Genomic DNA, 14,805 nt, shown 5'->3' with positions numbered 1-14,805 from the left:
AATAGGTGTATATCTTCGTCAAAATAACTATTTGTTGATCCATTAGTTAAGGACCGATTAATAATAACGAGTGACATAGTGTATATATCTAAAACCACTTATATACTTATGATTCATTTAATTAGTGTTCTAATGTTTAACTGGAAATTATTGAACTAAGCGTTTACGTTCTTCACCTAAGCACTTTGCCAATACCCGTTAATATTGCCCGACCACGCACTCGACAACATTCTCGATGATGCGGTGGCCGGACAAACTTCCTATGACTTATACGTAATCTTTGTATTTATCTAGGAAACGAACCGGTGTTGATAGTGCATCTCGGCGGAACGGGTCGCCCAATTCCTGAGTACACATGATTTCAATGATGGTTGTTTTGCCTTCGTTCATCTGCATGTCGATGGCTTTTTGCAGAGTTGGGCCTACATCTTCTAGCTTATCAACCGTGATACCTTCAGCACCCATTGCTCGTGCAATCTCTGCAAAGCTTTGGTTTTCAAGTTCACCGGCAACAAAGCGTCGGTTGTAGAAGTCGACTTGGTTCTTCTTCTCAGCACCCCATTGACGGTTGTGGAATACCACAGCTGTCACTGGAATGTTATGGCGAACACATGTCATGGTTTCCATCAGGCTCATGCCCCACGCACCGTCGCCTGCATAAGAAATAGCGGGACGATGAGGTGCCGCGGCTTTCGCGCCAATGATGGTCGGGAATGCGTAACCACAGTTACCGAAACTCATTGCAGCAAAGAAGCTACGTGGTTTCTCAAAGCGTAAATAGCTGTTTGCCACTGAGTTGATGTTACCGATATCTGTCGAGACCATTACGTCTTCAGGCATCGCTTTTTCTAGTTCACGCAATACTTGGCGTGGGTGTAGGTATTCACCACCAGAGAACGGAGTCTCGTGTGAGTTTTCCTCAATCATATCTAAGCTGAAAGAGTCACGTTCGTGTGTCCATTCATCAAGCTCTTTTTCCCAAAGTGCTTTTTCTGTAGCGACTGTATCTTGGCGAGCGCCTTTGTTGTCATCACACAACAGTGCACGGCCTTCCAATCTTTCAGATAGAGCAACCGCTGCTGCTTTTGCATCACCACAGATACCAACCGAAATCTTCTTAACCAGACCCAGCATCTTGTTGTCTGCATCAATCTGAATGATTTTCGCGTTCTTCGGCCAGTAGTCCATGCCATGTTGAGGCAAGGTACCAAATGGACCAAGACGTGTACCCAAAGCGATAACCACATCTGCTTGAGCCATCAGTTTCATTGCTGCTTTCGAACCTTGGTAGCCTAAAGGACCACACCATAATGGGTGACTCGCAGGGAAAGAGTCATTGTGTAGGTAGCTGTTCACTACGGGTGCGCCTAACCTTTCTGCCAGTGCCGCACACTCTTGAACGGCATCTGCCATTACCACGCCGCCACCAGAAATGATGACTGGGAACTTCGCTTCAGCAATCAGATCTGCCGCTTCATTTAGAGATTTTTCACCACCTGGACCTCGGTCTAAACGCGCAGGTTTAGGGATTTCAGTTTGAGTTTCACCGTAGAAGTAGTCACGTGGAATGTTCAGCTGAGTCGGGCCCATTTCGCTCATTGCGCGGTCAAAGCATCGGCCTGTGTATTCCGCCATACGGTCTGGGTGCGTTACATGTCCTTGATACTTAGTAAACTCTTGGAACATTGGAAGCTGGTTACACTCTTGGAAACCACCTAAGCCCATTGTTTTGGTACCTGTTTCTGGCGTCACAATCACGACCGGGCTGTGTGCCCAAAACGCGGCTGCAATCGCTGTTACACAGTTACTAATACCTGGGCCATTCTGCCCGATAACCACACCATGGCGACCAGATACACGAGAGTAACCATCTGCCATGTGAGCAGCACCTTGCTCGTGAACCACTGGGACCAATCGAATGCCAGCAGGAGCAAAGATATCCATTGCGTCCATAAATGCTGACCCCATGATGCCGAACATGTCGGTAACATCATTAGCAACCATAGTTTCAACGAACGCTTCTGATGGTGTCATTGTTACTGTGCCGGAAACAACCGTACGTTTTTCTTGCTCACTCATTCTTCCATTCTCCTTGAGTTAACCAAAATTTCATTTTTCGGAATGAATTGTCTCTTTTTCGAATTCATTTTCACCTTAGTAGTAGATTTTTTGCGCGTCAACTTTTTATATTAAATTGGAACAATTCATTCTAATTAATAAAACTAGATCACATTATTGATAGTTTTTCGTACAAAAAGTGCCGTTAACTTAGAGTGAGCTGTTAATAATCGATGACATATCGCCCATCGCGGCAGTCATGGAAGCTATTAAGAGGGAAGAAAAATGAATGATGCGGAATTGATACCAACACAACCAATAAGTGTGAGAGAGTGTTTTGGCATCGACAGCAACCTAACCGTATTGGCGTTTGAACATGCGGGAGAGTATGTACCCAAGGTCGATCCTAACTACTGTTTTGATCCTGAAGTAACGCTAGCGATATTGGCGGGGTTCGCCTCCAATCGACGCACGCTGATACAAGGTACACACGGGACGGGCAAGTCTTCTCACATTGAACAAATCGCCGCGAGATTAAACTGGCCATGCTTGAGGATCAACCTAGACGGACACTTAAGTCGCTTGGATTTCATAGGAAAGGACAGCATCGTCATTAAAGATGGAATGCAGGTGACAGAGTTTAAAGAAGGCATTCTTCCGCAAAGCATCCAGCAACCCATTGCTCTGGTATTAGACGAATACGATGCAGGACGACCAGATGTGATGTTTGTGATCCAACAACTCCTAGAACAAGACGGCAAATACACCTCTTTAGAGCAAAACCGAGTGATCACGCCTCACCCTTCTTTCCGCCTATTTGCTACCTGTAACACGCTGGGGTTGGGTAATTTCTCGGGTTTGTATTCCGGTACTCAAGTGCTTAACCATAGCCAGCTTGACCGATGGAACATCATCGCCACGCTTAACTATTTAGATCCACAGCATGAGACCAAGATCGTGTTATCCAAGCTTCCAGAGCTGAATAATGAAAGTGGCCGACAACTGGTTGAGAAAATGATCGCCACCGCAGGATTAACGCGTAACGGGTTTCGGGCTGGTGACCTTTCAACGGTGATGTCTCCGCGAACGGTGCTCACTTGGGCCGAAAACATCCAAATATTCGACGATGTAGCGACGGCATTTAGGCTGTCTTTCTTGAATCGCTGTGAAGACGAAGAGAAAGAACTGGTTAGCGAATACTATTTCCGTTGCTTTGGTGAAGATTTAGAAACGCATACTCAAAACTATTCCCACTCGGAGTCGTAAACCATGGCCAATGTTTCTTCTCAGCAGAAAAAGATCCTCGATCTTGGCGTGTCTGTCGCCAGAGCGATCAGCGGTGAGTTGAGTCTGAATTATCGGGGAGAACGTCTCTATAAAGGCAATAGCCCCTGTTATTACCAGTCCGCACATACTAACGATCTCACCTTTGTTTCTCGCCACGAGTTGAAAAACAGCAAGCTTTCAATGCAAGGCAAGATCGATTCATCAGCATTACGACTCTTGCTCTCAGATGCTGATCTTCACTATTCATTACGACCGAAAAACGAAGTCGAACGTCTGTTATATGATTTCTGCGAACAAGTACGAATTGAATCGCAAGTTCCATCTTATCTAAAAGGTGTTACCACCAGCATTCAGTTCAATTTTGCGCATTGGAGCGATCAGTACCATCAAAATGGTTTCACCGAATCACGAATAGGCATGTTGCTATTTACTCTGATGCAAATCATCCACACCCGCTTAACCGGTGTTCCAGTTTCGGAGCCTATTGCTGAGACCATTGAATCGACTCGCGCCGGCATCGTGCCTACTTTTGGGCACAGCCTGAAGCGCTTAAAGCAACATAGAACCGACCAACAACAGTTTGCTCACTGCGCCAATGAGCTTGCAACCCTTGCACAAGAATTAATTATCCAAGAACAAGAAAGTGATAACTCGCCCACGCCTACGGTGGAAGAAGACATTAAGATCCTTGCTCAGCTTGCCTTGATTGTTGATGGTGACATTCAAGATGAAGACGTCGATACCGACATCACAGGCAGTAGCAAGGTATTCGAACTCTCGGGTGCCAATTATCAGGTCTTTAATTCAGAATTTGATCAAGTCATCGCGGCAGACAAACTCGTCAGGCGCGCTCTATTACTCGAACTGAGGCAGAAACTCACCGATGACATCATGGCGAGACAAGTCAACACTCGCCGTTTAGCCGCTATGCTCACTCGCTTTGTTGCCACGCCACAAACGAACCGACGTCAGGATCATTTAGAAGAAGGTATTGTTAACGCCACTACCATCACCAAGCTCATCACTTCGCCATTGGATCGCACTGTCTTTTATCAACCTGATATCGGCGCATCTCATCAATGTGCCATCACGTTTTTGATGGACTGCTCAGGTTCAATGCAGAAACACAGTCACAAGCTAAGCCTACTGATGGATACAATTCTCAAATCCGTTGGACTGGCCAACATTCCATTTGAGATTATTGGCTTCACTACCAATAACTGGAACGGTGGCAAAGTCTATCGACAGTGGCTTAAACAAGGCAAACCGAAACACCCAGGCCGCTTAAACGAAGTTCGACATATTGTGTTTAAAGATTTTGATACCCATTGGAGACGCTCTCGCCTTGGCATTGCCAGCCTGCGTAAAGCAGACATCTTTAAAGAAGGGATTGATGGCGAAGCGGTGCAGTTCGCTAGTCAGCTGTTGCAACAGCACAGTGCGAAAAGAAAGGTTTTAATCGTGTTCTCAGACGGCTGTCCGATGGATACCGCCACCAGCACCGCCAACGATCAGTTCTATTTGGATAACCATCTCAAACAAGTGATTGAGCGTGAATCAAACAAAAACCATATCGAGATTCATGGTGTTGGAATGGGTGTCGATTTAAGCCCGTACTATCGCAGTAACATCACTTTAGATGTGCAAGAGAGCTGCCTATTTGGGCTATGTAGGAACGTATTTGAAATGCTAAAGCGTTAATGCTTTTTATTTGTAGGTGTACTTAGCTTAGTGAGCAGTGACGTTGTGAGGAGCAGTGAAGTATCGGCTAGCAGGCCGCTAGCCTTTTATCGAAATGTTCTTAAGAGGTAGCAAGCAACGACCATGCAGACACAGCCATCAGATACCCACCAATCAACATCAGCACCGTAAACACCAACTTTCTTAATTGGTCATTAGACAACGGTGGCGGGAAACGTCGAGCAAACATCGTGACAAGCGCCACCAAGGGGACAGCAATAGCGGATAGCCACAGTATGCTCGGTTCCATGTCGCCTGCAACGTAGACATTGACAGTACGCGACATCGACGTACAAGCGAACACCATCAGCAGTGTGCTTCGCACCAGATCGAGTGTAAAAGGTTGCCGATAGAGATGGTAAACAATCGGAGGGCCCGCCATCCCAAATAACCCGCCCGCTAAACCAGAGCTAAATCCTGATATAAGGAATGATACCGTTGCTGAACGATCCTTTCTGGTTTTAGGTTTGAACATAAAACTCAAACCTGCGAATAGCACCATCGCACCCAATAGTCCTCGGAGAATATGCGTTGCCGAATCGCTTAACTCATCCAGCAAGTACACCCCCATCGATACACCGGGAATAATACCGATGACTAACACCACCAGAATTTTGAGCTCCCCAAGTAATGGCTTACCCATCAAAGCGACAAAGCAATTAAACAAAGTCACAATACTGACCACAGCAGCAATAACGGGTAAGGAAACCAGATTAAGACTGACCGTTAAACCAATTACAATGATCCCAAGACCAAACCCCGTGACGGTTTGGAAATAGGTACCCACCGCGATGGTGGCAAGAATGGCGAGTAAAACAGGTAACTCCATCAGCAATCCTAATTAGGTTGTTTAGGGTTTTATTTTGGGTGCAAAATTCAGTATTAGCTTCGGGAGCTAAATGTTAATACCTAAAATCAAACGTCGACTCTTCTTTTTCTTCAACATCAGCTTCAATATCAATATCAGCGTTAGAATCAGACACTTTCCCTTGCTGCGCTTGTACCGCGGTCACCGCGATCACATTAAAGATATCTTGCGCGCTACACCCTCTCGATAGGTCATTGGCAGGTTGATTCAGGCCTTGTAATAACGGTCCAATCGCGACTGCGCCACCTAACCTTTCTGCGAGCTTATAGCCTATGTTCCCCGCTTCTAAATTGGGGAAAATCAATACATTAGATTGGCCTTTCACTTCTGAATCGGGCAGCTTTTTCGCGGCAATTTCAGTGACAATCGCGGCATCGAGTTGAACGTCCTGATCGACAGCTATTCCGGGACAACGTTGTTTCACTAACTGAGCGGCATTACGAACCTTATCGACTGATTCGTGTTTCGCACTGCCGTTGGTAGAGAACGACAGCATTGCCACTTTAGGTTCTTCCATCAACAGCGTTTGAGCACTGTTTGATGCCGCTACGGCAATCGATGCCAGTTCGGTTTCATTGGGGTTAATCACCAAACCACAGTCACTGAAAATCATGCCACCTTTAAGATTATGGAAAGGCTCGCACAACATCATCAGAAAGAAGCTAGACACCAATTCACTGTCTGGTGCTGGCCCAATAATCTGCAGCGCCGCTCGAACTACATCAGACGTGGTGTAAACCGCGCCATTGACTGTACCGTCAACCAGCCCTTCTCGTACCATCAAGTTGGCAAAAATCAGTGGGTCTTTGACCTTATCCAATGCATCTTCATAAGTCATGCCTTTGGCTTTTCTTAGCTCATAGAGCCGTTCAGCCAACACAGCTTTGAGTGCTGATGTTTGTGGTGAAACAATGTGAATGCCAGCGAGATTAATGTGGTTCAACTGCGCCGCTTCGATAATCGCCTTTTCATCGCCGACTAGCGTGATGTAAGCGAGCTGTTTATCTATCGCCAATCGCGCCGCTTTGAGTACACGAGGGTCTTCTGCTTCACTCAAAACCACTCGCTTACGATCTAAGTGAGCCTTATCAATAATCCGTTCAATCGCCTTCATCTTAAATTCCATTTATTGAGATCAATTGTTCCATAATTTATATTTATATTATTGAAATAATAAAAAAGGTCAAATTTTATTCAGATAATTGAAGATTTTTAATTTGGTATGTACACTCTTATACATAGACATATCGCAAGGATGAATCACTGTATGCAAACAGAAACACCACAAGTTCAAGGAGATACGCCCACTCTCCGACTTTTTGCACTATTAGAGGTGATAGCGCAAAAAGATGAGTTTATTTCTCTTCAAGGGCTCGTCGAAGAAACCGGACTACCGAAACCAACTCTGCACCGCATGCTGCAACAATTAGAAGCTGCGGGTATTATTCAAAGAGATGGTGACGAAAAGCATTACAGCTCTGGCATTCGACTCAGAAAGCTTGCTGAAAACCTGCTGTTCAATAGCACCATGCACAGCGCACGACGCACGATTCTCGAAAACCTTCGAGCAGAAGTCGGCGAGAGCTGCAACCTAACGGCACTGTCGAGCGGTGAGATCATCTATCTTGATCGCGCAGAAACTGAAGCCCCGCTTCGCTTCCATCTACAACCAGGCTCTCGCGTGCCCGTTCATTGCTCAGCCACAGGCAAATTGTTTTTGGCGCACATGTCGAAATCACAACGCAGAAGGCTGATCGAAAATGTGCCTCTCACTCAATACACAGTAAAAACCATCACCGACTATTCGACATTAGAGAAAGACATCGAAGAAGCGAAGATCCAAGGTTTTGCTATTGATGATGAAGAGTTTCTACCGGGTTTGGTGTGCATTGCGGTACTCATTCCATCGCCAACGGGCCAATCCAATCTCGGCTTAGCGATTCAAGCACCTGTGATTCGAGTAAAACCGGACGAGGCGATCAAGTTCCTACCTGCTCTACAAAAAGCCGCGAAAGCATTAGCGAAAATAGAAGCAGACAACTGGGAGCAAGAATAACCTTGGCAGGCTAAAGCGAATCATCAGCACTGCCATAGACATCAACTCAATAACAGCACCAACACGTGTTAAGTAATCATCAAGAAGGAATCACATGCTAGAAATTAATAACCAGCGCTTACTCTCTTTTATGGTGACAGAAGCGAATAACGCGGTTGCCGTGAGCAATCCAGCAACGGGTGAACTTATTGGGCATGCGCCTATCTCATCTGAGGCGGAATTGGACAGTGCTATCGAGCGAGCTCATATTGCGCAGAAAGAGTGGGCGAAAATTCCTGCTAAATCTCGTGCTGCGATATTGAAGGCTTGGCATCAACTGATCCTTGAAAACAAGGATGACCTTGCTCACTTAATGACGATAGAACAAGGCAAGCCATTGGCAGAAGCTGTGGGTGAAGTAGTTTATGGCGCAAGCTTTATTGAATGGTTCGCCGAAGAAGCCAAGCGCACTTATGGAGACTCGATTCCAAGTACCGCTGGGGATAAGCGTTTAGTGACAATCAAACAGCCAATTGGCGTCGCGTGTGCCATCACACCGTGGAACTTCCCGATTGCGATGATCACTCGTAAGGCTGCGCCTGCTCTAGCGGCTGGGTGTAGTTTTATTGTGAAACCTTCTGACGAAACGCCACTTTCTGCGTTTGCCGTTGTTGAGCTGGCTTACCAAGCAGGTGTCCCTAAAGATCTGCTTCAAGTGGTATTGGGTGACAGCCCAGAACAGATTGGTGAGTTATTCACATCACACCCATTAATCAAGAAGATCTCTTTTACTGGTTCTACTCGCGTCGGCAGTATCTTGATGGCTCAAGCCGCAAAAGGCATCAAACGCACCTCGATGGAACTTGGCGGTAATGCTCCGTTTATCGTGTTTGACGATGCCGATATCGATGCTGCGGTTCAAGGCGCGATGGCTTCGAAATTCCGTAATGCAGGTCAAACCTGTGTTTGTGCTAACCGATTCTATATACACAGCAAAGTGCACGATGAGTTTGTGGCTAAATTCAACCAAGCGGTACAGCAACTCAAAATTGGCAACGGCTTAGACGCAGGCGTCAACATTGGCCCTGTGATCAGTGAAAGAGCGAAACAGAACATCCAAGGTTTGATTGACCGCGCAATTGAACAAGGTGCACAGCCTGTCACTCCAACTCAAGAGCTTGCGGGCTTGTTCATTCAACCTGTCATTCTTAAAGACGTGAAGCACGATATGGACATCGTTCAACAAGAGATCTTTGGCCCTGTCGCTCCGGTTATGAAGTTCGACAGCGATGAAGAGCTGATCGAAATGGCAAACGACACCATTTATGGTTTGGCGTCTTATTTCTACAGCCAGAATATCCACCGAGTGTGGAAGGTAGCAGAAGCACTTGAGTACGGTATGGTTGGTATTAACGACGGCATCATCTCAACTGAGGTTGCACCTTTCGGTGGGGTTAAACAGTCAGGTATTGGCCGTGAAGGCGCTAAAGAAGGCATCGATGAGTACATAGATATTAAGTATCTATGTTTCGGTGGCAACTAAGCTTTGATGGGAAGTAAGTTTTGGTAATAACTGAGCTTCGATGCTAATTCGGTTTCATTAAGGGATAAGCTAACTACTCTTCACTTCCAATCTCAGCTCCCACATCTAACCAAAAACCAAAAAAAAGCCGCGCTATAAAGCGCAGCACCTTGGGCTCGGTTAAAGGGGGTTTCTTTTTTTAGTATTTTTCTTTCTCTGTTTTTATTATTAGACCACTTTGCTATTTCAGTGATTTAGGCTTTTTGTGCTTTCGCTTATCTGCGATTTAGCACTTTCCGACTCAAGCACTCTGCGCTTTCAACTTTAAACGCATCGCGTGTAACACTGGCTCGGTATAACCACTAGGCTGAGCACAGCCTTCAAATACCAACTGACACGCTGCGGAAAACGCAATGCTGTTTTCGAAATCAGGCGCCATGTTTTGGTAGCTTGGATCCCCAGAATTTTGCTCATCAACCACGGCTGCCATGCGCTTCATGGTTTTCATTACCTGGGCTTCCTCGCAAATACCGTGACGTAACCAGTTAGCAATGTGTTGGCTTGAAATACGCAGCGTTGCGCGGTCTTCCATTAATCCTACATCGTTGATATCAGGCACCTTCGAACAACCTACACCTTGGTCAATCCAACGAACTACGTAACCAAGAATGCCTTGCGTATTGTTGTCCAATTCATTTTGGATATCTTGAGCAGTCAGCTTTTGATTGCCTAGCAACGGGATAGTTAGAATATCGTCAACATTTGCTCTCACACGCTCACGAAGCTCTTTCTGACGGCTAGGAACACTCACCTTGTGATAGTGCAAGGCATGCAGAGTCGCCGCCGTTGGAGAAGGAACCCAAGCGGTATTGGCACCAGCTTGTGGGTGTCCAATTTTCGCGTCCATCATCTTGGCCATGTTATCCGGTTCTGGCCACATACCTTTACCAATCTGGGCTTTACCTTGCAGGCCACAAGCTAAGCCAAGATCAACGTTTTGATCTTCGTATGCGCCAATCCAAGTCATGGTTTTCAGCTGTGTTTTAGGCGCAAATGGGCCCGCTTCCATGCTGGTGTGAATCTCATCACCGGTACGGTCTAGGAAACCTGTGTTGATAAACACAACACGATCTTTAGCTGCACGAATACATTCTTTAAGGTTAACCGAAGTACGACGCTCTTCGTCCATGATGCCGACTTTGATCGTGAATCGATCTAGCCCTAATGCATCTTCAATGCGGCCAAACAATTCATTAGTAAACGCTACTTCTTCAGGGCCATGCATCTTAGGTTTTACGATGTTGATGCTGTTCGCGGTCGAGTTTTGGTAAGGGCTATTACCCTTTAAATCATGCATCGCGATGAGCGAGGTAACCATGCCATCCATGATACCTTCAGGCACTTCATTACCTTCAGCATCAATAATCGCAGGGTTAGTCATTAGGTGGCCCACATTGCGTATGAACAACATGCTGCGACCTTTAAGTAAGATTTCACCACCCGTCACACTGGTGTATTGCCGATCGGGGTTAAGATTACGAACAATGGTTTTACCGTTTTTCTCTAGCGACTCTTGAAGGTCACCCTTCATTAAACCTAACCAGTTTCGGTAAGCCAATGCTTTGTCTTCACCGTCAACCGCAGCAACCGAATCTTCGCAATCCATAATCGTGGTCAGTGCCGATTCCACCAGTACATCTTTAATACCCGCCACATCGACGCTGCCAATCGGCGCACTCGGGTCGATTTGAATTTCGATATGAAGGTTATTGTGTTTAAGAAGAATGCACGAAGGTGAACTTGCGTCACCTTGATAGCCAATGAACTGGTTGCTATCTATGAGAGTGACTTCTTCACCGTTATCGAGTGTCGCTATCAGCTTATTGCCGACGCTAGCGTTACTGATGCTGTATTTGGTCACGTCTTTATGAGAGACACCGTTTAGTGGTGCAGCGTCATCAAGGAAACCTCGAGCGTAGCTCACCACTTTAGCACCGCGTACAGGGTTAAAGCTTCCGCCCTTTTCCGCGCCGTCACTTTCACTGATCACGTCCGTTCCATAGAGCGCATCGTATAAACTACCCCAACGCGCGTTGGCCGCGTTAAGCGCAAAACGTGCATTCATAATAGGTACAACAAGCTGCGGACCCGCTTGTGTTGCAATTTCAGGCTCAACGCTGGCGGTCGTAACTTGAAAGTCATCGCCCTCAGCAACTAGGTAGCCAATCTGCTGTAAGAACTGTTTGTACTCGGCAGCATCTAGCGTTTGTCCCGCACGCTCTTGGTGCCAAACGTCAATTTGATGTTGAAGATCTTCACGCTTGATAAGTAAGGCACGGTTCTTTGGTGCCAGATCTTTAAGGATGGCTGCGAAAGATTGCCAAAAGTCCTCTGCGACAATGCCTGTTCCAGGAATGACCTGCTCATTAATTAATTGGTAGAGGGTGCTATCAATGCTCAAGCTTCCCTGTTGAATACGACTGCTCATAAAATCTCTCTCAAATTAACCGCTGACTACTAAATAAATTTACGTAACTGACGAAAATTTAGCTAATTTATGCCGCTTATATTGGATATTCACAAAAGAAATACCACAAAAACTGTGTTATCCCGTCACACCACTTTCGATTTCATTGGCGACACTTTTGATCAAGCGACGCATCCACTGGTGGTCTGGATTGGTTTGTAACAAGGGGCTCCACGCCATCTTTACTTCAAAAGGTTCAATAGCAAATGGGGCTGGTTTGATTAACAAATTAGGGTTGTTGCGCTGCAATTGCGCCGCTTTAGTAGGAATAGTAAGGATCAAGTTCTTCTGTTGTGCGAAAAGAATCGCCGACAGGTAGTGTCGAGTAAATACCGTGATATTGCGGGTTTTACCAATGCGCATTAACGCTTCATCTATCCAACCGAGCTTTTGTGCTTCACTTGGGTTGATTCCCACTCCGGTTCCCATCCCCGTCTTACTTACCCAGATATGTTGCGCTTTTAAATAAGACAAAATATCAAAGTTATCGGCAATTGGATTATCACAGCTAAATAGGCAAGAGAACCCGTCGTGCCAAAGGCTCATCTGGTGAAACGACTGTGGGATGTCGTCAAAACGGTTGATGATTATATCAACAGTACCTTGCTCTACATCCTGATAACTCACGTCACTTGGCGTCATGATATCCAGTCGTATTTTCGGTGCGATCTCACTTAACCTTTTCAGAAGAGGTTGAATAATGGTCGATTCTGCATAGTCACTCGCCATGATGCGAAACACGCGTTCACTGTCTTCTGCATTAAACTCTGTGGTCGGCTGGAGTGTCTTTTCTACATTCGCCAAGATGTTTCTAATCAGCGGTTGCAACTTTTGCGCTCGCTCGGTCGGCACCATCCCTTCACTGGTTCTCACCAATAGTGGATCTTCAAACAGATCACGCAATCGGCGCAGTCCATTACTCATGGCTGGTTGAGTTATGCCTAATTGATTTGCCGCTCGTGTAACGTTTCTTTCACGTAGCAACATGTCTAAATACACAAGCAAATTAAGGTCTATACGAGCAATATTCATAAGAAAAATACCGAATATAATAACTATAAATTAACAAAATTATCACATGTGTGGTTATTCTTTGTCCATAGCAAAGTTTTAATCCAAGCCAATTTGGCAACCATACCCCACGTGAAACTAAGGAATAGTTATGTCGCAAATTACACAAGATATCGAAATGATAGAAGTTGCAAAAAGCGCTGCAGGTGCTCCATGGGATGCAATCAATGCTGAATCTGCTGCTCGTATGCGAGCTCAAAACAAATTCAAAACAGGTCTAGATATCGCGCAATACACGGCAGATATCATGCGTGCGGATATGGAGGCTTACGATAAAGACAGCTCTCAATACACTCAGTCTTTAGGTTGCTGGCATGGTTTTATCGGTCAACAAAAGCTGATTTCTATTAAGAAGCACTTTGATGGCAAGACAGATCGCCGCTACCTATACCTTTCTGGTTGGATGGTTGCTGCACTTCGCTCAGACTTTGGTCCACTTCCAGACCAATCAATGCATGAAAAAACATCGGTTGCAGGCCTAGTAGAAGAACTATACACATTCCTGCGCCAAGCTGATGCACGTGAACTGGGTGGTTTATTCCGTGAGCTAGACGCTGCACGTGAAGCGGGCGATGTTAACCAACAAGACCTTATCCAAGACAAAATCGACAATCACGTAACACACGTGGTGCCAATCATTGCAGATATCGATGCAGGTTTCGGTAACGCAGAAGCGACCTACCTAATGGCTAAGCAGATGATTGAAGCGGGCGCATGTTGTCTACAAATTGAAAACCAAGTTGCCGATGAGAAGCAATGCGGTCACCAAGACGGCAAAGTAACGGTTCCACATGCTGACTTTCACGCAAAACTTCGCGCACTTCGTTACGCCTTCCTTGAACTAGGCATCGACAACGGCATCATTGTTGCTCGTACCGATTCACAAGGCGCAGGTTTAACAAAAGAAATCGCAGTAGTGAAAGAGCCGGGCGACCAAGGTGACATCTACAACTCATACCTAGATGTTGAAGAGATTGATGTGGCTGATATGGCTGAAGGCGATGTTTGCTTCAACCGTGACGGCAAGCTAGTTCGACCTAAGCGTCTACCTTCAGGTTTATACCAATTCCGCCAAGGTACTGGTGAAGATCGTTGTGTATTTGACTGTATCGAAGCTATCAATGCAGGCGCTGACCTACTTTGGATTGAGACTGAGAAGCCACACATCGGTCAAATCAAAGAGATGATGGACGGCGTACGTGAAGTACACCCTAATGCGAAACTGGTTTACAACAACTCTCCATCATTCAACTGGACGCTAAACTTCCGTCAGCAAGCTTACGATGCGATGGTAGCAGAAGGTAAAGATGTTTCGGCTTACGACCGTGCAAGCCTAATGAGCGCGGAATACGATGAAACTGAACTGTCTGCAAGCGCTGACGAGAAGATCCGTACATTCCAAGCAGACGCATCACGTGAAGCGGGTATTTTCCACCACTTGATTACGCTACCGACTTACCACACTGCTGCGCTGTCTACTGACAACCTAGCGAAAGAGTACTTCGGCGACCAAGGCATGTTGGGTTATGTTGCGAATGTTCAACGTAAAGAAATCCGCCAAGGCATCGCATGTGTTAAACACCAAAACATGTCTGGTTCAGATATGGGTGATGACCACAAAGAGTACTTTGCTGGTGAGAACGCACTAAAAGCTGCAGGTGAAGCGAATACATCGAACCAATTTGATTAATCGCTAA

At 45.9% G+C, this 14,805-nt stretch carries 10 protein-coding genes; 5 read left to right on the top strand and 5 right to left on the bottom strand.

Annotated elements, in window-relative coordinates; genetic code table 11:
* Positions 1-267: 267 nt before the first annotated feature.
* Complete coding sequence (xsc, locus tag A142_RS04835; RefSeq protein WP_004731917.1) at positions 268-2,079, bottom strand: sulfoacetaldehyde acetyltransferase; 1,812 nt, start codon at positions 2,077-2,079, stop codon at positions 268-270.
* 264 nt (positions 2,080-2,343) lie between these two features.
* Here xsc and A142_RS04830 point away from each other — a divergent pair, with 264 nt between their 5' ends.
* Both A142_RS04830 and A142_RS04825 read left to right on the top strand, forming a co-directional pair.
* Positions 2,344-3,324, top strand: coding sequence for an AAA family ATPase (locus A142_RS04830; protein WP_019825156.1), 981 nt, complete (start codon positions 2,344-2,346; stop codon positions 3,322-3,324).
* Positions 3,325-3,327: 3 nt separating this feature from the next.
* Positions 3,328-5,046, top strand: a complete 1,719-nt coding sequence (locus tag A142_RS04825; protein ID WP_019825153.1) for a cobaltochelatase CobT-related protein — start codon at positions 3,328-3,330, stop codon at positions 5,044-5,046.
* A gap of 100 nt (positions 5,047-5,146) precedes the next feature.
* On the opposite strand, the gene A142_RS04820 is transcribed toward A142_RS04825, so the two are convergent.
* Both A142_RS04820 and pta read right to left on the bottom strand, forming a co-directional pair.
* Positions 5,147-5,914 (bottom strand): sulfite exporter TauE/SafE family protein, encoded by a 768-nt coding sequence (locus A142_RS04820; protein ID WP_019825151.1) that lies wholly within the window; start codon positions 5,912-5,914, stop codon positions 5,147-5,149.
* A 73-nt stretch (positions 5,915-5,987) separates the two neighbouring features.
* Positions 5,988-7,067 carry a phosphate acetyltransferase gene (pta, locus tag A142_RS04815; protein WP_019825149.1) on the bottom strand — a complete coding sequence of 360 codons (1,080 nt, stop codon included), beginning with the start codon at positions 7,065-7,067 and terminating at the stop codon, positions 5,988-5,990.
* A gap of 153 nt (positions 7,068-7,220) precedes the next feature.
* On the opposite strand from pta, the gene A142_RS04810 reads away from it, so the two are divergent.
* On the top strand, positions 7,221-8,009 hold the full coding sequence (locus tag A142_RS04810; RefSeq protein ID WP_019825147.1) for an IclR family transcriptional regulator: 789 nt from the start codon (positions 7,221-7,223) through the stop codon (positions 8,007-8,009).
* Between the two features lie 94 nt (positions 8,010-8,103).
* On the top strand, positions 8,104-9,531 hold the full coding sequence (locus A142_RS04805; protein ID WP_019825145.1) for an NAD-dependent succinate-semialdehyde dehydrogenase: 1,428 nt from the start codon (positions 8,104-8,106) through the stop codon (positions 9,529-9,531).
* 280 nt (positions 9,532-9,811) lie between these two features.
* Here A142_RS04805 and A142_RS04800 read toward each other — a convergent pair whose 3' ends face one another.
* Together A142_RS04800 and A142_RS04795 are read right to left on the bottom strand one after the other, a co-directional pair.
* Positions 9,812-11,998: a malate synthase G gene (locus tag A142_RS04800; protein WP_019825143.1), complete on the bottom strand. Its 2,187-nt coding sequence runs from the start codon at positions 11,996-11,998 to the stop codon at positions 9,812-9,814.
* Positions 11,999-12,115: 117 nt separating this feature from the next.
* The gene (locus tag A142_RS04795) at positions 12,116-13,069 is read right to left on the bottom strand and encodes a LysR family transcriptional regulator (protein WP_019825141.1); all 954 of its coding nucleotides are present in this window, start codon (positions 13,067-13,069) and stop codon (positions 12,116-12,118) included.
* Between the two features lie 130 nt (positions 13,070-13,199).
* On the opposite strand from A142_RS04795, the gene A142_RS04790 reads away from it, so the two are divergent.
* Positions 13,200-14,798 (top strand): isocitrate lyase, encoded by a 1,599-nt coding sequence (locus A142_RS04790; RefSeq protein ID WP_019825139.1) that lies wholly within the window; start codon positions 13,200-13,202, stop codon positions 14,796-14,798.
* The last annotated feature ends 7 nt before the right edge of the window (positions 14,799-14,805 follow it).

Origin of the sequence: Vibrio splendidus 12E03 (genome assembly GCF_000272105.2) — a bacterium.
GTDB classification, from domain to species: domain Bacteria; phylum Pseudomonadota; class Gammaproteobacteria; order Enterobacterales; family Vibrionaceae; genus Vibrio; species Vibrio splendidus_I.
Note: the sequence above shows the minus strand (reverse complement) of the source record. Positions and strands in the feature narration are given on the sequence as shown.